16 protein-coding genes are annotated in these 26,702 nt (G+C 44.0%); 10 read left to right on the top strand and 6 right to left on the bottom strand.

The genetic code is table 11. The annotated features are described in order from the left end of the window. Positions 1 to 121: 121 nt before the first annotated feature. From NZ848_RS10705 to NZ848_RS10695, 3 genes are read right to left on the bottom strand one after another with little or no spacing between them, the layout of a single operon-like run. Positions 122 to 4,885, bottom strand: coding sequence for a hypothetical protein (locus tag NZ848_RS10705; RefSeq protein WP_259015481.1), 4,764 nt, complete (start codon positions 4,883 to 4,885; stop codon positions 122 to 124). Positions 4,886 to 4,920: 35 nt separating this feature from the next. Then, positions 4,921 to 5,748 carry a 50S ribosomal protein L11 methyltransferase gene (gene prmA, locus NZ848_RS10700; protein ID WP_259015480.1) on the bottom strand — a complete coding sequence of 276 codons (828 nt, stop codon included), beginning with the start codon at positions 5,746 to 5,748 and terminating at the stop codon, positions 4,921 to 4,923. Between the two features lie 43 nt (positions 5,749 to 5,791). Beyond that, entirely contained in the window at positions 5,792 to 6,316 is a 525-nt protein-coding gene (locus NZ848_RS10695; protein ID WP_259015479.1) for a DUF2911 domain-containing protein, read from the bottom strand. A 326-nt stretch (positions 6,317 to 6,642) separates the two neighbouring features. Between NZ848_RS10695 and mutL the strand changes: the two genes are divergently transcribed. The 5 genes from mutL to uvrA all read left to right on the top strand — a co-directional run bounded on the left by mutL (position 6,643) and on the right by uvrA (position 15,222). Beyond that, positions 6,643 to 8,541, top strand: coding sequence for a DNA mismatch repair endonuclease MutL (gene mutL, locus NZ848_RS10690; protein ID WP_259015478.1), 1,899 nt, complete (start codon positions 6,643 to 6,645; stop codon positions 8,539 to 8,541). Positions 8,542 to 8,551: 10 nt separating this feature from the next. After that, positions 8,552 to 9,205 carry a rhomboid family intramembrane serine protease gene (locus tag NZ848_RS10685; RefSeq protein WP_101728186.1) on the top strand — a complete coding sequence of 218 codons (654 nt, stop codon included), beginning with the start codon at positions 8,552 to 8,554 and terminating at the stop codon, positions 9,203 to 9,205. A 36-nt stretch (positions 9,206 to 9,241) separates the two neighbouring features. Further along, entirely contained in the window at positions 9,242 to 10,150 is a 909-nt protein-coding gene (locus tag NZ848_RS10680) for a rhomboid family protein (protein ID WP_253532331.1), read from the top strand. Between the two features lie 179 nt (positions 10,151 to 10,329). After that, positions 10,330 to 12,264 (top strand): 1-deoxy-D-xylulose-5-phosphate synthase, encoded by a 1,935-nt coding sequence (gene dxs, locus NZ848_RS10675; RefSeq protein WP_259015477.1) that lies wholly within the window; start codon positions 10,330 to 10,332, stop codon positions 12,262 to 12,264. Between the two features lie 114 nt (positions 12,265 to 12,378). Beyond that, entirely contained in the window at positions 12,379 to 15,222 is a 2,844-nt protein-coding gene (gene uvrA, locus NZ848_RS10670; protein ID WP_259015476.1) for an excinuclease ABC subunit UvrA, read from the top strand. 62 nt (positions 15,223 to 15,284) lie between these two features. Here the strand turns inward: uvrA and NZ848_RS10665 are convergent, their stop codons facing one another. From NZ848_RS10665 to NZ848_RS10655, 3 genes are all read right to left on the bottom strand, one after another. Next, positions 15,285 to 15,506, bottom strand: a complete 222-nt coding sequence (locus NZ848_RS10665; protein WP_015028821.1) for a DUF2795 domain-containing protein — start codon at positions 15,504 to 15,506, stop codon at positions 15,285 to 15,287. Between the two features lie 253 nt (positions 15,507 to 15,759). After that, positions 15,760 to 18,270 (bottom strand): PspC domain-containing protein, encoded by a 2,511-nt coding sequence (locus NZ848_RS10660; RefSeq protein WP_259015475.1) that lies wholly within the window; start codon positions 18,268 to 18,270, stop codon positions 15,760 to 15,762. A gap of 78 nt (positions 18,271 to 18,348) precedes the next feature. Next, the gene (locus NZ848_RS10655) at positions 18,349 to 18,684 is read right to left on the bottom strand and encodes a PadR family transcriptional regulator (RefSeq protein WP_253532324.1); all 336 of its coding nucleotides are present in this window, start codon (positions 18,682 to 18,684) and stop codon (positions 18,349 to 18,351) included. 217 nt (positions 18,685 to 18,901) lie between these two features. Between NZ848_RS10655 and NZ848_RS10650 the strand changes: the two genes are divergently transcribed. The 5 genes from NZ848_RS10650 (at position 18,902) to NZ848_RS10630 (ending at position 26,565) form a co-directional block, all read left to right on the top strand. After that, positions 18,902 to 19,819, top strand: coding sequence for a helix-turn-helix domain-containing protein (locus NZ848_RS10650; RefSeq protein ID WP_259015474.1), 918 nt, complete (start codon positions 18,902 to 18,904; stop codon positions 19,817 to 19,819). A gap of 179 nt (positions 19,820 to 19,998) precedes the next feature. Further along, positions 19,999 to 20,823, top strand: a complete 825-nt coding sequence (locus tag NZ848_RS10645; RefSeq protein WP_259015473.1) for an aldo/keto reductase — start codon at positions 19,999 to 20,001, stop codon at positions 20,821 to 20,823. Between the two features lie 43 nt (positions 20,824 to 20,866). Further along, the gene (locus NZ848_RS10640; RefSeq protein WP_259015472.1) at positions 20,867 to 24,082 is read left to right on the top strand and encodes an efflux RND transporter permease subunit; all 3,216 of its coding nucleotides are present in this window, start codon (positions 20,867 to 20,869) and stop codon (positions 24,080 to 24,082) included. 48 nt (positions 24,083 to 24,130) lie between these two features. Continuing rightward, the gene (locus tag NZ848_RS10635) at positions 24,131 to 25,222 is read left to right on the top strand and encodes an efflux RND transporter periplasmic adaptor subunit (RefSeq protein WP_259015471.1); all 1,092 of its coding nucleotides are present in this window, start codon (positions 24,131 to 24,133) and stop codon (positions 25,220 to 25,222) included. Beyond that, positions 25,222 to 26,565, top strand: a complete 1,344-nt coding sequence (locus NZ848_RS10630; RefSeq protein ID WP_259015470.1) for a TolC family protein — start codon at positions 25,222 to 25,224, stop codon at positions 26,563 to 26,565. The genes NZ848_RS10635 and NZ848_RS10630 overlap by 1 nt, the downstream gene beginning before the upstream one ends. The last annotated feature ends 137 nt before the right edge of the window (positions 26,566 to 26,702 follow it).

The raw sequence follows: 26,702 nt of genomic DNA, 5'->3' as shown, positions 1-26,702 counted from the left end.
TCGGTTTTCATTATTCGGGTTGTGCGGGGCTGTGCTGATCAATCAATATTCCTGCTGCTGTTTCAGGTTGTTTGCTTTGCAAAAAAGGGCTGGCTTCTTAGTTGGCCAACCCTTAATCATATTAAAAACCCTCTTTTTCTGCTTCTTCTTTCTTTTTCTTTTCTTCTTTTTTCTGCGTTGCCTCTTTGGGCGCTTCTGCCAGCTTCTTGGGGTCAGCTTTGGTTCCTTTAGCTGGCTCTTTCAGGCCGCGGTAGGTTTCCAGGAACATCTTTCTGAAAAGAATGGCCTCTGAGTGGTCGACGGCTATAACCTGATACCCACGGTCTTTTCTTCGCTCTCCTTTAGTTACCAGCGCATTGAAGGCATCATCAGAAGATATAATACCCATTTCATTTTCTTTGTAACCCATATAATACCAGCTTTCTGGCGATAGCTCCAGAAAAACATAGACCTCGTCGCCGGTAACTGGGTTTTTCCGTATCTCTACATAACCATTTATTTTGGCATTGATATCTGTCTCGCCAATGTTTGATACCCCCAGCTTGCCTACGCTTCTGTAGGCGTTCTGCTTAGGCTCCCAGACCAACTGCAGGTCGCTGAATACAATGGTATTGATAAAGCGGGGCGAAAACCTGAATAACGGCACATATTCTTTAGCAGACCGCAGCTTGTAGTCTTCAATGTCTTTTTCGCCTACGATATACGAGATTTTTGAAATTAACTCAGGCGAATTAAGCTCAATGGCGGCTTCGTTTACACCCAGGTCAAGGTTAGTTTTTACAATTTTAGTAGCCATATTAGCCAGTATAGGCTGTGCCACCGGGAAGTTTACCAGCATCATGGTATTAAACTGATGCCTTGACGAATCGAGTCTTAAAGTAGCAAAACCTGTTGTTTGCATATACTGTGCCAGTTCTTTACCCAACAGGTTGTATTTGCCTTCAAGATTAATAATACCCTTGTCTTCAATCAGCTCGTATTTATTAACAGCTGTGGCTTTGGGGTCATCAGGTTTTATACTGAACAGCCTGTTTGTTTCGTCTCGGCGCAAGACACCGTTTACCACAAAAACATCCTGGTCTTCTTCGGTTTCTTTGGCAGACAAAAACGTAGGGTACAATCCATTGGTAGAAGTTGTAGTTCTGAAATGCAAACCGGCAAACAGCGGTTCTTCATCACTTTTCAGGTTTTTATCAACTGTAATAACCACTTCTTCAGATTTTTCTCCTTTGTATGGTATCCAGTAACCACCCAGTTTAGGATATTTTTTAAGTACCGGCAATACGAAACCATCCATAGCCAGGGTTTTAACAGGCGCCCACATAGAAATTTCTCCCTGATAGATGATTTTTGGTGACAGATACACGCTATCGCGGTCTCTGACGGTGGCATGAGCATAGGTAGAATACCCCTTCTCTTTTGTTTTCCTGCCGTCAGGCCCTGCCAGGAGCTTTACCTCTCTTAACTCAAAGTCACCCATTTTTATATTGAAAGTATCTTTTCTGGCATTCACAAACTGATAGGAGGCATCGCCGGTAAATCTGCTTTTGGAAAGAATCTGTATGTTACCATTGCTCAGGTTATGGAAGCCATTCAGGGTGTCAATTGTCAGTCGGGCGTTTTTAAAAGGCAGCATTTCGGCGTCTTTTCTGATAGCCACCTGCCCTTTGTTAGGCATGATTCTGGCATCTGCCGATTGAATGTATGGCACTCCGCCGATATTCAAGGTTAATTGCTCAATATCATAAACTGCCGAACTTCCTTTGAAAGCCAGCCCTTCCTGAGCAGAATTAGTTGATGCAAATAGTGTAGAGGCTAAATCGCCTTTCATGCTTATCTGTTTTTTCTTAATATTCCACTCTGCTTTGTCTATATTGGTTTTATAGGCTGCATACGGAAACTCCAAAGAGGTCTGCCTTGTGGTATCATTAAAGCTATTGCCTTCATTACCCACAATATTTACCAGACTTTTGGTGATATTGAAATTAATATCTACGTTTTTTGCCAACAATACAGCTTTGGTTAAGGGAGAACTGGCCTTGATTTTAAACTGCGAGTTATCGGCAAAAAAGCCCTCTTTATTAAACTTGAATTGTTCAGAGCTGGTCTCTGAATCGTTACGAACCAGGTTACCTGCACCAAATAATCCGGTTTTTCTTAATAGTATTTTCCCTTTTAAAGATGAAGATGCCAGATAAAAATCAAACCCTTCAGTAGAGGCAATCAGCATTGAATCTGCTTTGGGTACCCATTTCAGGGTGTAGTCTTTTACATCTACTTTAGGGTAATAAGCCCCACCGGGCCTGGCGGTTTCCAGCACTTTACCCAACTTGCCTTTGGCTGTTAATGAGTCGGTAAAAAAGAAGATTTCGTCAGATGTTAAAGTGGCAGCCAGATGATTAATGTCTCCTGTGGTATGCAGGCCTTTGTCGTCCATCACCAGCTCAGAGGCAAACTTAACAGAGGTTTCGCTGCCATATATAGGATACTTACCACCGGGCACTTTATGCGAAAAGCCAATGGTGGTATCTGTCAGAATTTTTAGCTTTTCTTTAAACGGTTTAAATATATTGCCCGAATAGAAGGTGCCACTAAACTCCAAAGGTTTTACGTTCAGGCTGTCAAAGTCTATTTTCGGCACCTCAAATCGCACTTCACGGTTAAATGCCCGGTTGCCTCTGTAGGCATCATCAAAATAAACAATTACACCCTTATCTATTTTCAGGATAGGATACTGCGGCAAATGCATCCGGCCGGACTTGTTATCAGGTTTGTTGAGATACACCACGCCTGCGTTATCATATTTAAATTTACTGCCTATCTCTTTGGTAGCGCCTTTGGCATAGGCATCCGGGGGTGTAAAGGTAATTGAATCTATCCTGGGCAAAGAGAGCGAGTACTTCTCGTAATCGAGTACCAGTTCTTTACCAGAAAAACGAAAGTTTTTTGCCTTTAGCTGACCATTAAAGGCAAAGGTTCTGTTTTTACCTACTTTTACGATACCATCATAAGGCAATACATACGCTTCCAGCGAATCGCTCAGGTTAAAACGCTTCACCCCCCTTATCAACAGTGATTTGTCTGTCAGGTTTAAGGAAGCATTAGCGGTAGAGTCTTTACTGCTGCCATAAATAGAAGGTATGAGCAGGTCGTCAAAATCTTTTTTACCAGTGTTGGCAGCCAGATAATGCTGCCCTTTTCTGGTAATGCTGTAGAGGTCTGTTATGGGGTTATAGTATAAAAACCCTTGCTGCTCGGCCAGCATAAAGCCTGATTTCAGGTTCTGGGCCGATACCCGGTTATTATTAAATGCGCCTACCTCATGCACACTGAAAGAAGATTTGTTGTTTTTCTGCACAAAATTAGAGGCCACCAGCAACGGATTAAAACTGCCACCACCGCTGAGCCTGCCTAACCTTTGGGCGTCAAAGAAATCGAGCGATTCAAACAAGGCCGGTACCTGCGTTTTGCCGGATACAATATAGAAATCCATTTTGCCTTCTGCCAGATTCCACCGCATGGCATCGCATTTGATACCCAACTGATGATACGAATCTATAAACAGGGCATCTCTGTAGCTGCCGGCTTCTATTTTATTCAATTTCAGCAGGCCGTCGGCAGGTATGTAATTGAGTTTTACGGCCGGATGATAGATTGAGTCCTGGCCGATGTAGGTTACAAAGCTGGCCAACTGCGCATTGATGAAAGCATCATTAATTTCGAAGCGCGTACTACTGGTTTTAAAAACCGTTTTGCCGTCTTGTTTTACTGTAATGTATGCATAACTATTGCTGGCAGATGAAGAAAAGATTCTTTTGCCGATAATAGAAAACCCACCTTTGTACTCAATACTTTTATCGATATTCTTGATGAAGGCGTCGCTCTGGTAAGACATAAAACGCGGATACGATGCCGGTACATTTTTGGCGCGCTTTTCGCCTTTAAACTCCAGCACTCCTTTTACCGGGGCTGTCAGGCGGTCGGGATAGGTAAAAGTAACATCTTCTGCTGTAAAACGCGGGTTTCTGACTTCAAAGGTATAGTCGGCCAAAGTTGCTGAAATCTGAGGTAGTCCGAGATTAGCCCAGGTGATTGTGCCGGCCTTACCTACAAAAACGCCGTCTTTCAACGCTATGGTGCCTGAAGTTTGGCTAATAGCCACTGAGTCGCTGGCGGTGGCCATAACCAGGTCGGCATTGCTGAACTCAACAGCCACACCAGACAACACCGGCATGGGTTTCTTAGTCAACTCCTGTAACCCATTGCCAGCAGAAAGCGGCGGTGTTACGGGTACGGGTACGTCCCAGCCATCAAATAATTTTGATTCTTCTTCAGGGGCAGGAGCTGCCGTAGTGGCAGGTGGGGCAGCTTTTGCTGCTTCTGGCATTTTACCAGAGAACGTGAAATCGAATGTACCCCCAAGTACATATAACCGGTTAAAGCCCGAGGCATAGATTCTGCGCTTCTCCAGAAAATCCTTAAAGGTTTCAAAAACACGGGTAGCTGTTTTTAGGTCATATTGCTCAACCGTCTTTTGCGCCACCCCCAGAAAATTATCAAGGCGTGTATTGTTATAGTTTTCTTGTGTTATCAGTTTATCAATCAGCAGAAAGAGGTAATAAAACTGTGCCATTTTATGCCCTTTCAGCCCCATCCGCCTGGTTGTGTTCATCAATACCGTTTTCTGGCTGTCGGTAAAGCGGGTTGTCCAGTAAACCTCAAACTTATCGCCCATAGCAATGGCTATTGCATTTTTTTCTGCGCCCATTACCGTCTTAATCTCACTGATAAAGGTCTGTGGGTTTTCTGACAACCTGATTGATTGTGCCTTTGCCCCAACCGACAAAAGAATACCACAACAGAAGATAATAGTTAGGTGCCGCATATGAAAAGAACTGCGATTGTGTTCGCCCTTTTAAATTACTTATATTTAAAAACGACTGCCGCCCAATTATTCTTGCTTAGATGAGCCAGTTTTTTTAGCCCCGCCGACTCGGCAACTGTTTGAATATCAGCAATATCTTTTTCATAAAACCCACTAACTATCAGTTCGGCGCCCGGAGCCATGAATTTAACATACGCCGGTATCTGGCTGATAAGGATATTCCGGTTAATATTGGCCAGTACAATTTCGTAAACATCTTGTGGTTGGTCTTCTATGGTACCCTGCCTTACACTTACGTTTGTTACATTATTCAGCCGTATATTTTCTATGGTGTTTTCAACAGACCACTCGTCAATATCAAATGCACTAATATGGCTTGCTTGCAGTTTTGACGCCAAAACAGCCAGAATACCGGTACCTGTGCCAACATCAAGCACTTTTTTGCCCGTATGGTCAATGTTAAGCTGATGCTCCATTACCATAGAGGTGGTTTCATGATGCCCCGTACCGAACGACATCTTGGGTGTAATAATGATTTCATAAGGAAACCCTGGCCTGGGTTCGTGAAAATCAGCCCGAACAAAAATCTGTTCACCAATCTGAATCGGCTGAAAATTCTTCTCCCATTCTGCGTTCCAGTTCTGCCTTACTATCTTTTTAAACTGATACGAAATACCCGTGCGCGCAGCGTAGCTTTCCAGCATTTGCTTCACGGCCATATCATTGAAAATTTCTTCCTGAATGTAGGCCTCCAGCCCGTCTTCGGTTTCAACGAACGATTCAAAACCTAACTCGGCCAATTCTGCCATCAGAATTTCCACAAAATCGGCATCTGCCTGTAACGATAATTCTATATAATCCATGCTGTAAAGTTCGGAAATTCTTCTTACTTACAAAGTATTTATCTTAAAGTGTAACAGGTACTTTTACCTCGGTGTTCTCCCAAAGCAAAACCATGTTTGCTCCCCCTGCCACTGCAGCAAAGTCTATTTTAAATTGCTCTACGGTTCGGGTGGTTTTGCCGGCTGGCACATCTACCCTTAGTACATCTTGCAACTCATCATATTTGGTGCCCCACTGCCCGGTTTGTCTGTTCAACACTATAGTCCATACATCCGCATTGGGTACTGTCCATAAAGTATATGATCCGGCTTTTAGTGGTTTGCCTGCAATTTTTACATCTTGCTTTACCATAAAGAGCGTGGCCTCGTTTGCACCGGTTCTCCAGATTTTGCCATAAGGCACCAGCTGGCCAAAAACCACACGGTCTTTTTTGTAAGGGCGGCAGTAATCTACCTGAACCGATAAGCCATTCTTATTAAACGATGCGGTATCAGCAGGGCTTTTGCTTTTGGTATAGGCCCTTACGCCAAAAAAAGCCAGAGCTAATACAGCCACCCCGGCAAGAAGTATTCCTATCTTTTTGTTCATACGAGAAGAATTTAAAGTGATTGACTAAAGCTGAGCTACTATTTAAACACGCTGCTTTTTTATAAGAACTCATCTTTGAAGCGGTTCGTTTGAAGAGCCACTAAAATTAAATAAAGTTTTTTTCTGTTTTCATTTTAGAAAACGTCAATTTTGCGGTGCAAATGCTTTGTACTTTTTTTGAAAACCAATAAGTGTAAAATTGTAAGCGGCCCTGAGCAAGTGTAAGCCTTTGGGGTTGAATTTATTTGCAAGACAGGAACAATTTGGTTTAAAATTAAGGTTAATTAGATAATTAAAAACAGTTAAGAGGGCAAAAATACATACAAATGCTAGATATTATTCATTTACTACCTGATTCGATTGCCAATCAGATTGCGGCGGGAGAAGTTGTGCAAAGACCGGCTTCAGTAGTAAAAGAATTATTGGAGAATTCGATAGACGCCCAGGCCCAGACCATACAACTGATTGTAAAAGATGCCGGCAGAACCCTGATACAGGTAATTGACGACGGCGTGGGGATGTCGGCCACTGATGCACGCATGAGTTTTGAACGGCACGCTACCTCAAAAATTAAAACAGCCGATGATTTGTTTGCCATACGTACCATGGGGTTCAGGGGCGAAGCGCTGGCTTCAATAGCCGCGGTGGCTCAGGTAGAATTACGTACACGCCGACAAAATGACGAGGTGGGAACGATGATTAGAATTGAAGGCTCGGAGTTAAAAAGTCAGGAGTCTGTATCTTGTACCAAGGGTACTAATTTTCAGGTAAAAAATCTGTTTTTTAACGTGCCAGCCAGAAGAAACTTCCTGAAGTCGAACCCGGTTGAAATGAAGCATGTGCTGGACGAGTTTCAGCGTGTGGCACTGGCACACCCCGAAATTCAGTTTACGCTTTACCATAACGATGTGGAGGTTTATAACCTTCCGGCCGGAAAACTAAGCCGCAGGATTATTGATATTTTTGGCAAAAACTACCGCGAGCAATTAGCTAATTGCGAAGAAGAAACACCTTTTGTAAATGTAGAAGGCTTTGTGGGTAAGCCGGAGTCGGCCAAGAAAGGGCGCGGTGAGCAGTTTTTCTTTGTCAATAAACGGTTTATCAAGCATAATTACCTGCACCATGCCGTGCTAAGTGCCTTTGAGGCCACAATACCCGAAGGCAGCAGCCCGTTTTACGTGTTATTTCTTGAGATTGACCCATCACACATAGACATTAACATTCATCCTACCAAAACGGAGATAAAATTTGATGACGAAAGAGCCGTGTATGCCATCATCAGGTCGGCAGTAAGACGGGCCATTGGCGTATATAACCTGACACCTACTATTGATTTTGAATCTGATATTAATTTTGGCAATATCACTTCAACCGGCAGGTTCAGCGACACACCAACGCCCATCAGCCAGTCCATTTCAGATTTTGAAAAACCACGAAGGGGGCTTGAGTCACTAGCGTCAATGACTGATTCATTAAGAGACAGAGGAAATACCGAAAACTGGCGTAAACTGTTTGAAGGGATGGAGAGTTTCAAGCCCAATAACCAGAGTACGCTGGGTTTTCAGAGTGCCGCCTCTCCTGCCGATGCACCCATAACACTGGGCAGCAAAGCCAATGATATTATTCTTGACGAAAGCAAAAGGCTGGCCGAAATAAAAGAAATAACGGCTATTCAGGTTCAGAACAGGTTTATTGTGGCGCAGGCCAAAAGTGGTTTGATGCTTATTGACCAGAGAGCCGCTTATGAGCGTATTCTTTACGAGAAGTATCATAACAACCTGAAAAATAAAAACTCGTTTACGCAACAACTGCTTTTCCCGAAAACTGTGGACCTCCATCCTGCTGATTTTCAACTGGTGCTTGAGATACAGGATGAGATTAAGGCATTGGGTTTTTCTTTTGAAGAATTCGGGCAGAACACCATCAAAATAAGTGGTGTACCACCGGAGGTGCAGGAAGAAAACGAAAAAGAGATTTTTGAGGGGTTATTACAACAATATAAGACCAACCAAAGCGATTTACATCTGGATGTGATTGAGAATGTGGCGCGCTCGTTCTCAAAAAAATCTTCTGCCAAATATATTGGCGAACTTTCGAAAATTGAAATAAATTTACTGATTCATCAACTTTTTGAAACGGCTGTTCCGGGTTATACTCCGAGTGGAGAACCGATTATGACCATTTTATCGGTAGAACGCCTGGCCGAACTCATTATTAAAAAATAAATCAAAAGATATGTTTTATTTAAGCCCTGTTGCCCGTAATTTATTGATAATAAATGTTGTAGTATTTTTTCTGTCGCGCTTTCTCAATGATGATTACATTACACAACAATTTGCGTTCTATAATCCGATTCTGCCTGGCGAATCGATGCTACTGAACCCGAATTTTAAGATATGGCAGCCCGTTACTTATATGTTTATGCACGCCAACCTTAACCACTTAATAAGTAATATGTTTGCTTTACTTATTTTTGGCTCGGGCATTGAAACATTTTTGGGTTCGAAACGTTTTTTAATATACTATTTAATAACGGGGGTCGGAGCTAGCTTTATTTACACTTTTGTAAATATTTACGATATGCTACAGTTCTCGCCGGAGTCAGATGCTTACGCTTTACTGGCCTTAACGCCAATGGTGGGGGCATCGGGCGCGATTTTCGGTATTCTGATAGCATACGCTTATCTGTTCCCGAATAACGAGCTGATTATTTTCCCGCTCCCGATACCCATTAAGGCCAAGTATCTGGTCGCTTTTTATGGTATCTATGAGTTATACTCTGGGGTTCATGGCTCATCAATGGGAGTAGCTCATTTTGCACACGTAGGCGGCCTGCTGGTAGGCTTCATTCTGTTAAGATATTTCGGTTTCGGAAAAATGCGGTATTAATTTTTTGTTTAAATTTGTTTAAGGAAAACAGAGAAGTTGGCAAATTTCTTAGAAGACATAAAAAGACCTTTTCGTCGTGGGAACACATTGGTGCAACTAATGCTCATCAATGCGGTGGTTTTCTTGTCTTTAATTCTGGCAGGCTTTATATTGTCTTTTGTTCCCGGCGGCAGTGTTATTGAAAGAGCCATCAATAACAACATTATATTGGTTGCGCCTTTAAGGGAGCTTGTGATGCAACCCTGGACCCTCCTTACCTACGGTTTTACGCATTACAGTTTCTGGCACCTGCTCTTTAATATGATGACCCTGTTCTGGTTTGGAACCCTGGTACAGGAGTTTATAGGCAGTCGTAAACTGCTAAGTATATATATTCTCGGGGCGGTTTTCAGTGGCATTATTTACGTGGGTATTTATAACCTGCTTTTATTGGCGCCTCAGGTTAATAACATCAATTCAACAATACTGGGGGCTTCTGCTGCGGTATGTGCGGTTATGTTTGCGGCCGTAACGCTTCTGCCTGAATACGAGTTTTATTTTTTCGGGCTTTTTCTTATTAAAATAAAATACATTGCCTGGTTTTTTCTGCTCCTTTCTTTTATAGTGCCCAGCAGTGGAATTTCTCATCTGGGTGGTGCTTTGGCAGGCTATTCTTACATTTATTTATTGCGCAAAGGGGTTAACTTGGGCAGCCCTATTGAAGCCGTTGCTGACTGGTGGAGTGATTTCTGGAGACCAAAGCCCAAAATGAAAATACCGCAAAGAAGATACAGTGAGTCTACGGTATCTAACAAAGGTATGAGCAGCTCCGGCCTGGACCCCAATTATTTTCCGGACCAGGATGAAGTAGATGCTATTCTGGACAAAATTGGGAAATCTGGCTATGAAAGCCTTACCAAAGAAGAAAAGCATAAGCTTTATCGTGCCAGCCAAAAGAAAGATTAGTTCAAGTAAATTCTGTTATTTTTTATACCTTTGTTGGCTTCATTTAACTTCATACTTCAAAATTAAGTATGGTTGGCAAACTGTTTGGGCGAAAAATGTAAATTTTTACAATGAAAATAAACATTTTATAATTTCTTTAGTTTAAGCAGAACAATCGACTTGTAATTTGTTATAAAGATATGCTCATCACACCCGGCGAACTTCTGGAAAATATTGAAGAACCCTACGATCTAAGAAAACTTGACCGCTCAAAACTTCCGCAGGTTGCCGACGAACTCCGACAGTTTATTATAGATATTGTGTCTGTTTATGGTGGGCATTTTGGCGCAAGCCTTGGTGTGGTTGAGCTAACTGTAGCCCTGCATTATGTATTCAATACGCCGGATGACCAGCTCGTTTGGGACGTGGGGCATCAGGCCTATGGCCATAAGATTCTTACCGGCCGCAGAAAACAGTTTCATACTAACCGCTTTTATGGCGGTATTTCTGGTTTCCCGAAACGAAAAGAGAGCATATACGATACGTTTGGTGTTGGGCATTCTTCTACATCAATATCAGCCGCCCTGGGTATGGCGGTTGGCTCGCTGCAAAACGGCAACAAAAAACGCCAGCACATTGCCGTAATCGGCGACGGCTCTATGACAGCCGGAATGGCCTTTGAAGCAATGAACCATGCCGGTGATGTTAAAGATGCCAATCTGCTGATTATTCTGAACGATAACTGCATGGCTATTGACCCCAACGTTGGGGCGCTGAAGCAGTATCTGACCGACATTACCACATCACAGACCTACAATAAGGCCAAAGATGATGTCTGGAATCTTCTGGGTAAAATGAGCACCTTTGGCAAAAGTGCCAGAGAAATTGTGCAAAAGGTAGAAAACGCCATGAAAGGCGCCTTGCTTAGCCAGAGTAATTTATTTGAAGCGTTAAATCTCCGTTATTTTGGCCCCATTGATGGTCATGACCTTGACCACATGGTAAGCGTAATGGAAGACCTGAAGAATATTCCGGGCCCGAAAATCCTGCACTGTCTTACAGTAAAAGGTAAAGGATATGCCCCGGCTGAAAAAGACCAGACCAAATGGCACGCCCCCGGGCTTTTTGATAAAGTTACCGGCGAAATAAAGAAAAAAGTATATGACAAGCCAATGCCTCCTAAGTATCAGGATGTATTTGGCCATACCATTGTTGAGCTGGCCGAAGTAAACACTAAAATTATTGGTGTTACACCTGCCATGCCCTCAGGGTCATCATTAAATATAATGATGAAAGCCATACCAGACAGGGCATTTGATGTAGGCATTGCCGAACAACATGCCGTTACGTTCTCTGCCGGAATGGCTACCCAGGGAATGGTAGTTTATTGCAACATCTATTCAACTTTTATGCAGCGCGCCTACGACCAGGTAATTCATGATGTGTGCATACAAGAGCTACCGGTTATCTTTTGCCTCGACAGAGCGGGTTTTGCCGGTGCCGACGGCCCTACGCATCATGGCGCTTATGACATTGCTTACATGCGCTGCATACCGAATATGATAATAGCCGCCCCTATGAATGAAGAAGAGCTGCGGAATATGATGTACACCTTCCAGCTGGATGAGTCGCAAAAGCTGAAAACAGCCTTTACGATACGGTATCCGCGTGGCGAGGGAGTTTTACCTGACTGGAGACGACCACTCAGAAAAATGACCATCGGCAAAGGGCAAAAAATAAAAGATGGTGCAGACATTGCCATTCTAACTATTGGCCACATAGGCAATTATGCAGTAGAGGCCTGCCAAATGTTAGAGGCCGAAGGTATAAGCGCAGCACATTACGATTTAAGATTTGTAAAACCACTGGACGAAGCTCTTTTACATGAGGTGTTCAGACAATTTGATAAAGTAATAACCGTAGAAGACGGTTGCCTGAAAGGTGGCATGGGAAGTGCCGTACTAGAGTTTATGGCTGATAATGAATATACCGCCAAGGTAAAACGCCTGGGTATTCCGGACCGTATAGTGGAACATGGTGAGCAGATTGAGCTGCACCGTGAGTGTGGTTTTGACCCTGAAGGTATAGCTGAAGCGGCCCGGGAGATGATTAATAACAGGATTCTGGTGTACTAAGAAATCTGTACATGTATGATACTGAAATTAAGCGGCTATGGCCGCTTAATTAGTTTTAAACAGGAACCACAAGCCCCTGTTTTTCGTTAGTTTTAAATAATCTGCCTTATACTTGTGAGCGAAAAACAATTGAACGACATCGACCTTACCGGCTTTGACCAGATAGAGGTTTTAGGTGCCAGAGAACATAATCTAAAAAATATTGACGTCAACATCCCCCGTAACAAGCTTGTCGTTATTACAGGTATTTCGGGTAGTGGCAAATCTTCACTGGCTTTCGATACCATCTATGCCGAAGGCCAGAGACGATACATGGAGAGCTTCTCTTCTTATGCACGAAGTTTCATCGGCGACATGGAACGGCCGGATGTAGATAAAATCAATGGTTTGTCGCCGGTTATCTCGATCGAGCAAAAAACTACTTCAAAAAATCCCCGCTCTACAGTGGGTACAACCACCGAAATATACGATTTCCTTCGCCTGCTATTTGCGCGTGCCAGTGAGGCATTCAGCTATGTATCCGGCGATAAAATGGTGAAGCAAACGCAGGACCAGATTATTGACCAGATTCTGCAACAGCACGAAAACCAGAAAATCACTTTACTGGCGCCATTGGTAAAAGGCCGGAAAGGACACTATCGGGAATTGTTTGTTCAGATAGCAAAAATGGGCTATAACAAAGTGCGCGTTGATGGCGAAATAGCAGACATAACGCCAAAAATGCAGCTGGATCGCTACAAGATACATGATATTGAAGTGGTTATTGACAGAATAGTACCCAAATCTGAAGACCGATATCGTTTAAACCAGTCGGTCAGCACGGCCTTGAAGCAAGGCAAAGGGTCTATGATGCTGGTAGATGCACAAGACAAAGCACAGTATTTTTCGCAGAACCTGACCGACCCTAAATCGGGTATTTCTTACGAAGACCCGTCGCCCAACAGTTTTTCGTTCAATTCGCCTTATGGCGCCTGCCCTACCTGTAATGGTTTGGGCACGATTGAAGAAATAACCGAAGAATCAATTATTCCTGATAAATCGCTGAGCATTAGCCGCGGTGGTATTGCACCACTGGGCGAATACCGCGATTTGTGGATTTTCAAGCAGATAGAAATTATACTGAAAAGTTTTAAGGCCAATATCTCAACGCCGATTGATAAACTACCACCCGAGGCACTGAAGACCATTCTTTATGGCAGTGAAGAGCCGGTGGCCGTGCCATCAAAAAAATATCCTGGCACTGAATGGAACACCAATTTTGAAGGGGTTATTACCTTCCTGAAACGCCAGCAGGACTCTGACAACGATAAAATACAGGATTGGGTACGCGACTTTCTGGTAATAAGAACCTGCCCTGATTGTAATGGCTTGCGGTTAAAAAAAGAATCGCTGCATTTTAGAATAGACAAAAAAAATATTGCCGAACTGGCAGAATTGGATATCAGTGAAATTGCTGCCTGGTTTGAAAACCTGGAAAGCAGGTTGTCTGACCGCCAGAATATTATTGCCAAAGAGATATTAAAAGAGATACGAAAGAGGCTGGGGTTTCTGCTGGGTATTGGCTTAGACTACCTGACACTGAACAGGCCTTTAAGAACGCTTTCAGGGGGAGAATCGCAGCGGATTCGTCTTGCCACGCAAATTGGCACACAGCTGGTGGGCGTATTGTATATCATGGACGAACCCAGCATTGGCCTGCACCAGAGAGACAACGTAAAACTGATACAGGCCCTGAAAGACCTGAGAGATTTGGGCAATACGGTTCTGGTAGTAGAGCACGACAAAGACATGATGCTGGAGTCAGACTATATCTTGGACATTGGCCCCGGAGCCGGCCGACATGGCGGAAACATTGTAGCCAAAGGTACACCACAGGAGTTTCTGGCAAACAGAAGTACCACCTCTGACTACCTAAGTGGCCGTATAAATATAGACATACCAAAAGAACGTAGAAAAGGCAACGATAAAGCGCTGGTAATTAAAGGGGCTACCGGACACAACCTGAAAAACGTTACCCTGAAAATACCGTTAGGTAAAATGGTTTCTATTACCGGCGTAAGTGGTAGCGGCAAATCTTCGTTGATTCATGAAACCCTGTTCCCGATTCTGAACCGTCATTTCTATAATTCTAAAAGAGAGCCACTGCCGTATAAATCGGTTGAGGGGCTTGAGGCTATTGATAAAGTAATTGAGGTAGACCAAAGCCCGATTGGACGTACGCCTAGAAGTAACCCTGCCACGTACACAGGTATGTTTTCTGACATACGTACTTTGTTTGCTGAATTACCGGAAGCCAAAATAAGAGGGTATAAGCCTGGTCGGTTCTCGTTTAATGTAAAAGGCGGCCGTTGTGAAGCCTGCGAAGGCGCAGGAATGAAAAAGATTGAGATGGAGTTTCTGCCTGATGTACACATAGCCTGCGAGACCTGCAAAGGCAAGCGGTTTAACCGTGAAACCCTGGAAGTACGCTTTAAAGGCAAATCAATAGCAGATGTGCTTGACATGACGGTTGAACAGGCACTTGATTTTTTTGAGTTTCAGCCGAAAATTTTCAGAAAAGTACAAACGCTCTTTGATGTAGGCCTGGGCTATATTACGCTTGGCCAGCATGCCACAACGTTGTCTGGCGGTGAGGCTCAGCGCGTGAAACTGGCCGAAGAGTTATCTAAGAAAGATACAGGTAAAACACTTTATATACTAGACGAGCCTACCACAGGCCTGCATTTTCAGGATATCAAAAAGCTATTGGAGGTACTTCAAAAGCTGGCAGATAAGGGGAATTCGGTATTGATTATTGAACATAATCTGGATGTAATCAAGGTATCTGACCATCTGATTGACCTGGGGCCGGAAGGCGGCACCAAAGGAGGACAGATTATTGCCGAGGGCACACCTGAGCAGGTTGCCAAAGTAAAAGGCAGCTATACGGGGTATTTTCTGAAAGAAGAATTAAAATAACAAGCCTCATCAAGAAAAAAGAGCAATAAACGGTGTTTATTGCTCTTTTTATAACTGAAAACCTAATATTCATCTTCGTTGAAGAAAAAGTCATCTTTGGTCGGATAATCAGGCCAAATTTCTTCGATGCTTTCGTACGGTTGTCCGTCGTCTTCTAATTCTTGTAAATTTTCAATAACTTCAATGGGTGCTCCTGAACGAATCGAAAAATCTATCAACTCATCTTTTGTAGCGGGCCACGGAGCGTCTTCAAGGTATGACGCAAGTTCGAGTGTCCAATACATAGTTTATTCCTTATTTAATGTTACAAAAAATTTGTGGCTGCAAAAGTATAACAATTTTTAATTTGTCAAGTATTTTGTTGCTAAAATGTACTAATTGTCAAACGTTTTTTTTCTAAAATATTATATAAACGTCGAAAAAAACTACATTTTATAGATAAGCCTACTGACTATCAATCTATTACAAAAATAAAAAAAACTCCTTTTTATCAAAATAAAAAGGAGTTTTTTTGTTCCGGGCTACTCCGTGTTTATGTTACTCACGGGTAATTTTACTTGCGCCGCTGGTATGAGAAGAGTTCAGCGCTCTTACTTTACCCAGCCTTATGCTACTTGCCCCGCTTGCGTCAGCCTCAACCTGGTCAATTGCCATGTTGCGTGTGTTAATATGACTGGCACCAGATGCATCTACATCTACCTTATTAGCCGAACCGCGCATGTCTGCATTAGAGGCGCCAGAGGCGTTCAGGCCTATTTCACGTGCATCAACGTCCAAGGCCAGTTTTACTGCACCAGACAATTCAATGTTAATGTCCTGAGTTTTGTCTTTAAAGCCTATTACTTTTACGCTCGATGCGCCCGATAGGTCAAGACCTTCCAGTTTTGGCATCGTAATATTAATGCGTGTTCTTTCATTCCGGCGGCTGAAACTGAATTTATCTCTGTATTCTATTTCAAGGGTTCCACCGTTTACATTTACATCCAGATCATCAATATTATCCTGGCTGTCTGAATTAGCCTCAACACTAAACGTTTCTCCCTGCCGCACCGTTACAACAAATGCGCCTCCAACTTCAATTTCTTTAAAATTGCGTACATCAAACTTTTTATCAAACTGACCTTTGCCTTCAAAAACCTCAGTATCAAACGATATTTCATCGTCGTTATAATTGTCTCTGTTTCTTAAGGCTTCGCGTTCTTCATTGCTTAGTTTGGGGCAATCGCGGCAAACCATACCAGAATCCCTCTTCATTACGAAGGTATATCGGTCTATATCGTCATCGTTTACATCAAATTCATTATTCCAACGACTAAACACCTCATAATAGAATCTTCTTGTTAGCTTAAAATCTTTGTTATAAGGTATGTAAAGTGTCATATCAAGGTCTTGGCGGCGGAAACGCGCCTTTTCTCCCAATAGCATTTCTTCATTAAACACAAGCACCGAGTCACGCTGTTTTACTTCATATAATACATTTCTGGCGTTTTGCTCTGCTTCTGCTTTTGTGCGGCCCTTTGCTTCAAAGCGTTGTTCCAGTTTCAGGTCTGTGCCTTCATAGCCTTTCAGCTCTACGCTCACCTGATTTTTAACTTCTATTCCGTCAAACTCATCATCATGGTTGTCATAAGAATCAATAACCAGGGTCTGGGTTGGTAAAGGGAAGTTTTTGGTTACTTCAACCCTGCCGCTTTTCTTGAAATTCATGGCATATTTAGTTGCCAGAATACCCGTTCCCATTAAACCGGCCAGCCATAGCCCGAGTAACGAAACCCAGAAATTTCGGGTACCTATCCGGCGGTTGGTTATTAATATTAAACCAACCAGTAAAAGAGCAAGAAAAGGGGTAAACATAGCCATAAAGGCAAACAGACCGGCAGTTGGATGAATGTCATCTGCAAACACCCTGAAAGGGCTGTTATCAAAAAACTCGGTACCTTCTATACCACTGGCTACTCCGAAAAACGCAGCCACAGAGCCTACTACCGCTACTAAAGCTACCAATGCAAAACACATCAGCACTATACCCGCAAGAATTCTTACTACAGGCCCCAGATTCTTTAATACATCGCCGATACCCTTAATAACAACCGCTATTAAACGGAATGGGAATAACAATATCTTGGTCAAGGCATTTTCAGGAGCGCTTTTGTCTACTTTAAGACCCTCTTTAATATTGGTTTCAATATTAGAAAGTGTAACTGGCTCACCTTTCATTTCCATCTTTTGGGTAAGGGTTTGTGCTTTAGGCGCCACAATCCAGAGAATAATATAGGTTATACCACCAATAAACACAATAGGCACACCAATAACGAACAATAAGCGGATAACCGTAACGTCGACTCCGAAATAAGCCGCCAGACCACTGGCTACCCCACCCAGCACCTTGTTGTCGTTGTCTCTATAAAATTTCTTGATTTTCTCGTCTTCTTCAAGGTTGGCATTGGGTGGAAACACTATCCAGCAAACAAAGTAGCCAAGAAAAACAAAAGCAGAAATTGACGCCAGGTCATCAATCAAAGGCGGAATACCCAGAAATAAAAACAAGTATATGATGCGTACCCAAACCACATCCATATTGAAATAATGCGCCAGACCAGAGAGTACACCTCCGAGTGCTTTGCGTTTTACATCACGATACAGGCGTTTAGGGGCTGCAGGCTGGGCTGCCTGGCCTGCAGAGGTGGTATCCTGAGCAGAAGCCCCAGATGGCTCAGAACCTGCCGCGGTACTTTCTGCTTTGGCATTAGCTTTGCTTTTAAGGTCTTCTTCTTCCTGAAATGCCTCAAAGTCGGCCACACTGCCCATCGACTGGATGAGGTCGTTTACACCTTCAAGGGTTATTACCTGAGCCACGGTGTCTGACTTGCCCTTGATCCAGAATTTTTCGGCTATGCGGGCTTCGATGTCAGAAACTATTTCCTGACTGCCCTCATAAGAAGAAAAATACTGCTGGATAGAACGCAGATAGTTACTTAATTTGTCGTAGGCATCTTCTTCAATATTAAAAACTACGCCTGCTATATTTATCTGTATTGTCTTTTTCATTGTCTTAAACTGTAAATACCACCGGAAATTGCCGCTGTGGCTTATTTAAAAGAAAGGTAAGTCTTCAGTATTGTAAGATTATTTGGTTTTCTTGCTGATAATGGTACTTACCGATTCTGACAGCTCATTCCAGGTACCATTAAGGTTTTCCAGAAACATTTGCCCGGTTTCGGTTAATACATAATATTTTCTTGGCGGCCCCGAGGTTGACTCAACCCATTTGTAATCTAAAAGACCAGAGTTTTTAAGGCGTGTCAACAGTGGATAGAGCGTACCCTCAACTACCATTATTCTGGCATTGATAAGTTCGTCCAGAATTTCGGAGGCATAAATCTCACCCCTCGAAATTATGTGTAAGATGCAGTACTCCAGTATCCCCTTCCGCATCTGCACTTGAGCATTTTCTAAATCCATATTATCTATATCGTTTAAAGCAGTTTCTGCTCGATTTAACATGACAAAGATAATAAAAGGTACTATGCAATGCAAGATACTTGGTCTAAAAAATTATGCGTTTGGGATGAACGGCCAAAAAACATGAGCAAATCAGGTTTTTTAAGGACGAATTTAATTAGTTTTTAAATTCTATTTCTGCTTTCATTTTGTACTTTTGGGCTTTTAACCAATTTTTGTGAAAACGCCTGACTTCGAAGTATTTATTGGCATCACAAAACTGATGCAGGCTTTAGGCTTACCCAATCCGTATTCGTCTGATTTCCAGCTATACAGGTTTGAAGAAGCCATGAAAACAAGACCTGCCCTTAGCCCTGTTTACAGAAGCGACTGCTACATTTTTGCCCTTATAACAAGCGGACGGCTGGCGTTTAAAGTTGGTATTTCAGACTTTATGATGCAGGCCGGCACGCTGTATTTTTTAAGCCCCTGGCATTTGCAGCAATACCATCGGCTGGAAGACCTGACGGGATACATTTGCTTTTTCAACGAGCATTTCTTTGCCTCTACCCCGGAAGGCCTGCAGTGCGTAAAAGACCTGCCCATGTATCAGCTGGAAGGCAGGGCTGTATTTGACCTGACACCCGACCAGCAACAGCCCTTTATAGACCTGTTTGATCTCATGCTGAAAGAAGCAGGTAATACGGGTGCGTCTCGCTGGGACATCCTGCGCCATCTGATCCAAATTTTTTTTATTAAGGCACAGGAAACCTACCAGGCACATACCAACCAAACGGCCGGTGATTCAAAAAACCAAAGACTGACCAGCGCTTTCGAACGCCTGCTGGAAGAACACTTTCTGCTGCTATCAAAAGGCAGAACAGGAAAGGTTTTTTCGGTAAACGAATTTGCCGAGCAACTGAATGTACACCCTAATCACCTGAGCAATATGCTACGCCGCGAGCTGGGGAAGTCGGCCAAACAACTGATTAATGAACGACTGGCCTTTGAGGCCAAATCTTTGCTGCATACAACAGAACTCTCTGTAACAGAGATTGCCTACCGGCTACGCTTTGACGAACCAACCAACTTTACCAAATTCTTTAAAAAATCAACAGGAATGCTACCCCGCGAATACCGCATGCATACCGCCTGAAAGTACACTATAAGAGAACGGCTATGATTTGCAAATTATAATAAATCTTGCTATAATTATATAATACATGAGTTTTGGGTATCTGCATCTTCGATTTTTACCATTCTTCATGCAATACTTACCGTGCTTGACAGGCTTTGTAAACTGAACTTTGTGGCCTATTTTCTATTATAGTATTCATGGACATACTTACCAAACAATACACCATCGGCAATTCGCTGGTTATAAACCGGATTGGCCTGGGTACCATGCGTGCTACAACGGGGGCGGGGTTGTGGGGTGAACCCACCGACCGCCAGGCGGTTATCAGAGTGATACGGAAGGCCTACGAACTGGGTGTCAATTTTTTTGATACTTCTGATGCCTACGGCCCGGGTTGTTCTGAACTGATTTTAGCCGAGGCCATAGAGCCTTTCAGGCATGAAGTAATAGTAGCTACCAAGGGAGGGGCAGTAAAATATGCTCCCGGCAAGATATTCGCCAGTGGTAAGCCCGGTTATCTGAAAACCGCTGTTGAAGCCAGCCTGAAACGCCTGAATGTGGAAGCCATTGATTTGTATCAGCTGGATGATGTAGACCCCGAAGTACCAATTGAGGAATCGGTTTGGATGCTGGCAACACTGAAGAAGCAGGGGAAAATCAAAGAGATTGGCTTATCTAATGTAAAACCGGCGCAGTTAAGGCTGGCGCAGGGCATTACAAAAATAGTTTCGGTACAAAATTCGCTCAGCATTACTAACCAGACACATCTGGACTTTGCCAAAGCCTGTGCCGCCGAAAACATTGCGTTTATTGCCTATTGCCCCACAGCAATGATTGACACCGATAAAGCCCCGAAATACCGGCAGAAAGCCGCAGAGCTGGGTATTACCCTGCCTCAACTTTCGTTACTCTGGCTTTTGAGAAAGTCATCAAATATTATTCCCATTCCGGGAACATCATCTGAAAAACATTTGCAGGAAAACCTGGCTGTATGGCAACTGGAGCCCTCGGTTCTTAGTTAATCTGCCGGTCTGATAGTTATAATTAAAACCTAAATCTTTACTTATGTGGATTGTTCGATTAGCCCTTAATCGCCCCTATACCATTGCCGTCATGGCATTTTTGATGATGCTCGGGGGCATTATGGCAATCCGTTCGATGCAAACGGATATTTTCCCGAAAATTGATATACCTGTTGTTAACATCGTTTGGGCATATCCGGGTCTTTCTGCCCAGGATATGGAGCGCCGGGTTGTTATTAATAACGAAAGGGGTATTTCCTCTCAGGTACAGGGGGTGTCGCGTATTGAGTCAAGCTCTATTCCGGGTATTGGCTTGTTACGGGTGTATTTTCAACCCGGCACAGACCTGGGCCAGGCGCTGGCACAAATCTCGGCAGTATCATCCACAGCCCTCCGGCAGATGCCTCCGGGTATGCAGCCACCTGTTTTACTGCCTTATAATGCCTCTAACCTGCCGGTGTTACACATGATTATTTCAAGTAACACCATGGGCGAAGATGCCGTGGCCGACTACACCAATAACTTTCTGCGTTTGCGTTTATTTACTATTCCGGGCTTGCAGACCCCCGGTGTTTATGGGGGGAAGCAACGCCAGATTAATATTGACATAGACCCTGCCCAGCTAACAGCCAAAGGGTTGTCGGCCGCTGATGTTATTTCTGCCCTGCAGAACTCAAACGTTATTCTGCCGGCAGGAACAGCCCGTATGGGCGAAACCGAATATAACATAGCACTGAACGCCAGTCCGAGTACGGTTGACCAGTTTTATGATATTCCGGTAAAGGTAATTAACGGCCAGACCATTAAAATTGAAGACATCGGTAAGATATCCGACTCATTTGCCGACCCAACCAATATTGTACGCATTAATGGCAAGCACGCCAGCTATCTTACCATTTTGCGTAAATCAAGCGCTTCTACTCTTACCATTGTGGAATCATCAAAAAACATGATTCCTAAAATAAAAGAAGTGGCGCCTGAAGGTCTGGAAATAACGACCGATTTCGACCAGAGTATATTTGTAAGTGCAGCCATAGATAACGTGTTGCACGAGATGATTCTGGCTATATTTCTGGTTGGTTTGATGATATTCGGATTTCTGGGTAACTGGCGTAACGTTTTCATCGTTATCACGTCTATCCCGTTGGCAATCCTGACAGCCATTATTGTTTTAGACCTGACGGGCAACTCGCTGAACATCATGACGCTGGGCGGCTTGTCATTAGCCGTAGGTATGCTGGTTGACGACGCCACCGTGGCCATTGAGAGTATCCACCGCCAGTTAGGCATGGGTAAATCGCTCGTTCGGGCCATACTAGACGGGGCAGCCGAAATTGCTACGCCTGCTTTGGTTGCTACGCTATCTATCTGTATTGTATTTATTCCGGTTTTGTTCATTACTGGCCCGGCAGGGTTTCTGTTTGTGCCAATGGCCTTGTCGGTAGTAGTGGCCATGCTTACCTCTTACGTGCTATCGCGCACACTCGTGCCGCTGCTTTCAAGATTAATGCTTTCGGCAGGGGCGCATGAAGCACATGGCAGCCGATTTGACCGCTGGAGAGACCGCCAGTTTGAACGTCTGCAAAATACCTACGCCAGCCGCCTGGGCAAAATGCTGAAACAGAAGGGCTTGCTATTGGCAGGCTCGCTTGTTCTGGTAGTGCTAACGGTTGTACTCATAACCCCAATGGTAGGTACCGACTTCTTCCCCACTACAGATACGGGCTTTATGAAACTGCATTTCAGAGCGCCTTTTGGCACGCGTATTGAAGAAACAGAAAAATATGTAGAAAGAATTGAAGAAGCCGTAAGGAAGATTGTTCCTCCGGAAGAATTAAGTACTATCAGCGCCAATATCGGTGTGCCGATTTTCTTTAACCTGGCCTATGTGCAGTCTGACAACGTAAACGGTATGGACGCCGAAATTATGATTGCCCTGAAGAAAGACCACAAACCAACCGAGATATACAGAAACAAGATAAGGGAGGTTCTGAATAACGAGTTTCCCGGAACACAGTCGTATTTTCAGACAGCCGACATGGTGGGGCAGGTATTGAACTTCGGCTTGAGTTCGCCGATTGATGTGCAGATAGAAGTAACCGACTATAACAAAGGCTACGAAATGGCCAAAGTATTGCGGGATTCACTGAGAAAAGTAGCCGGCTTAAAAGATGTTACCATTAAACAGGTACTAGACTACCCTACCCTGAAAGTAGACGTTGACCGCATCAGGGCAGCACAGGTGGGCCTTAGCCAGAGAGACGTGGCCAGTAATTTATTGGTAAACCTGTCGTCGAGTGGTTTGTTTGCACCTTCTTATTTTCTGAACCCGGCCAATAATGTAAACTATACGGTAGTAGTAAAAACACCAAGCAGCAAGATTCAGTCGGTAAGTGACCTGATGAATCTGCCGCTCACCACCAGCGCTACGGCCAATGCCTTAAGCAGTAACTCGACAATTCAGCCAACAGACGTGCCCAGGCAGATAGCCCAGACGGTGCGTAATGTATCAGAAATTACCCCGGGCGTTATGCCAAGCCAGATAAACCATGAGAATATCCAGCGTGTGCTGAATGTATCGGCCAATGTAGAAGACCGCGACTTAGGCTCAGTGTCAGCAGATATTGAGCGCATCATAAAAAAAATGGGGCAGTTGCCTAAGGGATTCAGCATTAACGTGCGCGGACAAGGTCAGGTAATGAACGAGTCATTTACTAATATGGCTCAGGGTCTGGTGCTGGCCATATTGCTGGTATATGTACTGATGGTAGTTTTGTTTCAGTCATTGAAAGACCCACTTATTGTACTGGTATCAATTCCCGGTGCATTGATGGGCATCATCCTGTTTCTTTTTGCCACCGGCACTACCATCAATGTAGTATCGCTGATGGGCTCAATTATGGCGGTGGGTATTGCCGCTTCTAACGCAACCTTATTGGTGAGCTATGCCAATGATTTGCGGGCAGAAGGCTATACCGTGCTAAAAGCCGTTACCGAGGCAGGAAAGGTACGTATGCGCCCTATTCTGATGACAGCCCTTGCCATGGTGTTAGGGATGATTCCGATGGCGATTGGCCTGGGCGAAGGCTCAGAACAAAATGCACCATTGGCACGTGCCGTTATAGGTGGCCTGATTGTTGCCACGCTGTTTACGCTTTTTGTAGTTCCGGCCGTGTATGCCGGTTTATATAAAGGTAAAGCCAAAGCAAATATAAGCCTGCTGGACGACCAAGATGACAACAGCCAATCAGAAGCCTGATAAAACAAAACCCTTGAAACAAACAGACATTTAAAACAAGTAAGTAATATGAAAAATCAACAAAATCTTCGCCGGATCGGATTATTGACCATCATTGTGGTGGCTGTAGGGGTTGGGATTTTTGTGATAAACCGGGCTGATTCTGCCGAACCTCCGGTTTCTAAAACAGCCGATGCTACCTCGGTAAGCACCATTACTATCAGCAGGCAAAAGTCAGAAAGAACCCTGATGTTATCGGCAGAGGCGCGTCCTTACCAATCGGTTACACTTTTTGCCAAAATAAGTGGTTATCTGCAAAAATTATATGTAGACAAAGGGCAGAACGTAAAAGCAGGCCAGACCATTGCTGTGATTGAGTCTCCGGATTTGGAACAGGAAAAACTGGCCTTAGAGGCAGATTTGAAACAAAAGCAAAGCTACCTGCACAGGGTTGAGTCGTTGCTGTCGAAAAAATATGTAACCGAGCAGGAAACCGATAAAGCACGCGCCGATGTTGAAATGGCCAGAGCCCGCCTGGATGCCCAGCGGGAGAAGTTGTCTTACACCATCATCAGAGCTCCTTTTGCGGGTAACGTTTCAGCACGTTATGCCGACGTAGGCGCTTTATTGCAGGCTGCTACATCCTCACAAACCAGTGCGTTGCCTGTGGTTACGGTGTCACAGGTAAATCGTTTAAGGATTACAATATTTATAGAGCAGGCCGATGCCGCCTCTATCCGCCCGGGTACACCGGTTGATATTCTTGTACCGGGCTCGGCCGATACCCTGCATGCCAGTATTACCCGTATGACCGGCGAACTGGATGCGCGCACGCGCATGATGCTGGCCGAGATTGAATACAACAACGCCAATAACCAGATACTGGCAGGCAGTTTTCTGAAAGTGCTGATTCACCTGCCTGCTCAGGAGTTTCTAAGCATGCCTGCTCAGGCATTGGTGGTGAAAGGTGATAAGTATTTTGCACCTGTTATTAAAGACAACCGTGTGTTTTACAGACCCATCAAAATAGGTGCAGGAGACGGGCTTCATTACCGGGTTTATGCAGGCCTGAACGAAGGAGACGTGGTGGCCCTGAACGTAGGAAACTCATTAATAGATAGCACACTGGTAAAAGTGGTTAATAAACCGGCAACTAAATAATGAAAAGAGTCATATTGATTTTATGTATCTGGGGCTGTGGATTCACCCTTTCGGCACAGGTAAAAACTTTAAGTTTTCAGGAAACGCTTCAAATGGCCATACAGCAGAATGTGGGCATTAAAAAAGCACAGAATAGCGTTGAATCTGCCAGATGGGATGTTTACGGAAGCAAGAACCTCTTCCTGCCTAATGCTACATTTAACGGCGGCTTCAATTTCCAGTCGGGCAGTAACCTGCTTACCGTGGCTACGCCTTCTCTGGTAGCCAGTACTTATACAGGGCTAAACCTGCAGGCCAACAGTAACTATGTGTTGGCCGATGGCGCTGCCCGTAGGTATCAGGTGCTGGTATCAGAAAAAACAGAAGAAGCGGCAACCACTCAGCTTAAATTTACGCGTCAGCAACTAACCAATGACTTGAGCCTGGCATTTTTGCAATTATCGCTCGACCGCCGGTTAATTGAGATTGCCGAACAGAACTGGCAACTGTCTAAAGAACGTGATACCGTGCTGACAGGGCTGGTAAAAGCCGGCCTTAGATTACCCAATGAACTTTACCAGCAACAGGCACAAACCCGACTGGACGAGCAACAGGTAATAGCTGCCAGAAACCTGCTACAGAGCCACAAGATATTCTTAATCCGTAGATTAAACCTGCCAGCCGGGGAGTACGATTTTCAGGATTTACCCGACGAGAGCCTGCCTGGTTATTCAACGCAGGAGGCAATCAGTTCAGCTTATAACAGAAGAAATGATTTATTGACACTGAAGCAGCAACGTGAGGCCATTGCCTTGAGAACCCCGATTATTAAGGCCAATTTAAAACCCCAACTGGTTGCTACGGGAGGTTTAACCACCGCAGGCAGGTACCTTTTCCAGCAGAATATCAATGGTAATGATGTATTGAGCAGCATTGAGCAACGCAATATGCTACGCCAGTTAGGCAATCAGGTAAACGTATATGCAGGGTTAAATCTGGTTTGGAATATATTTGACCGCAACCAGACCAAAACGGCTGTTGCCAAAAACCGCATAGAAGAAATGAACCGCCAACTGGATATTCAGGACAGGCAAGACCAGATCAGAGCAGAAATTAAACAAGCCTTGACCGACTACGAAACCGCACAACAACAGTACACCACTGCAAAGGCGCAGTTATCAGCAGCACAAGCCGCTTTTGAGTTACAGCAAGGCCGCTTTCAGAATGGTCTGGCTACCTTAATAGATTTATTTACGGCACAAAACTCGCTGGCATCAGCCAAAGTAAATGTAGCCCGCGCTACCATTCAGGTACGCTACCAGCAGAAACTGCTGCAGTTTTATACGGGTGATGTGCAGGAGTAAACGTAAACAAAAATGAGGCTGTCCAAAAAGGGGCAGCTTCTTTTTTTAGTTCAGATAGGAATGATTCGGGTTTTACTAAGCGGCGTAGCGATATTTTACCTGGTAAGATTCAAAAAGTACATAAATAGTCCTATTTT

Origin of the sequence: Emticicia fluvialis, assembly GCF_024793945.1 — a bacterium.
Classification (GTDB): Bacteria; Bacteroidota; Bacteroidia; order Cytophagales; family Spirosomataceae; genus Emticicia; species Emticicia fluvialis.
Note: the sequence above shows the minus strand (reverse complement) of the source record. Positions and strands in the feature narration are given on the sequence as shown.

Coding starts and splice junctions, on each gene's coding strand:
- NZ848_RS10685 (WP_101728186.1), top strand. CDS start 8,552: ATGTTTTATTTAAGCCCTGTTGCCCGTAATTTATTGATAATAAATGTT.
- NZ848_RS10695 (WP_259015479.1), bottom strand. CDS start 6,316: ATGAACAAAAAGATAGGAATACTTCTTGCCGGGGTGGCTGTATTAGCT.
- dxs (WP_259015477.1), top strand. CDS start 10,330: ATGCTCATCACACCCGGCGAACTTCTGGAAAATATTGAAGAACCCTAC.
- NZ848_RS10665 (WP_015028821.1), bottom strand. CDS start 15,506: ATGTATTGGACACTCGAACTTGCGTCATACCTTGAAGACGCTCCGTGG.
- NZ848_RS10640 (WP_259015472.1), top strand. CDS start 20,867: ATGTGGATTGTTCGATTAGCCCTTAATCGCCCCTATACCATTGCCGTC.
- mutL (WP_259015478.1), top strand. CDS start 6,643: ATGCTAGATATTATTCATTTACTACCTGATTCGATTGCCAATCAGATT.
- prmA (WP_259015480.1), bottom strand. CDS start 5,748: ATGGATTATATAGAATTATCGTTACAGGCAGATGCCGATTTTGTGGAA.
- NZ848_RS10630 (WP_259015470.1), top strand. CDS start 25,222: ATGAAAAGAGTCATATTGATTTTATGTATCTGGGGCTGTGGATTCACC.
- NZ848_RS10660 (WP_259015475.1), bottom strand. CDS start 18,270: ATGAAAAAGACAATACAGATAAATATAGCAGGCGTAGTTTTTAATATT.
- NZ848_RS10655 (WP_253532324.1), bottom strand. CDS start 18,684: ATGGATTTAGAAAATGCTCAAGTGCAGATGCGGAAGGGGATACTGGAG.
- NZ848_RS10645 (WP_259015473.1), top strand. CDS start 19,999: ATGGACATACTTACCAAACAATACACCATCGGCAATTCGCTGGTTATA.
- NZ848_RS10705 (WP_259015481.1), bottom strand. CDS start 4,885: ATGCGGCACCTAACTATTATCTTCTGTTGTGGTATTCTTTTGTCGGTT.
- NZ848_RS10635 (WP_259015471.1), top strand. CDS start 24,131: ATGAAAAATCAACAAAATCTTCGCCGGATCGGATTATTGACCATCATT.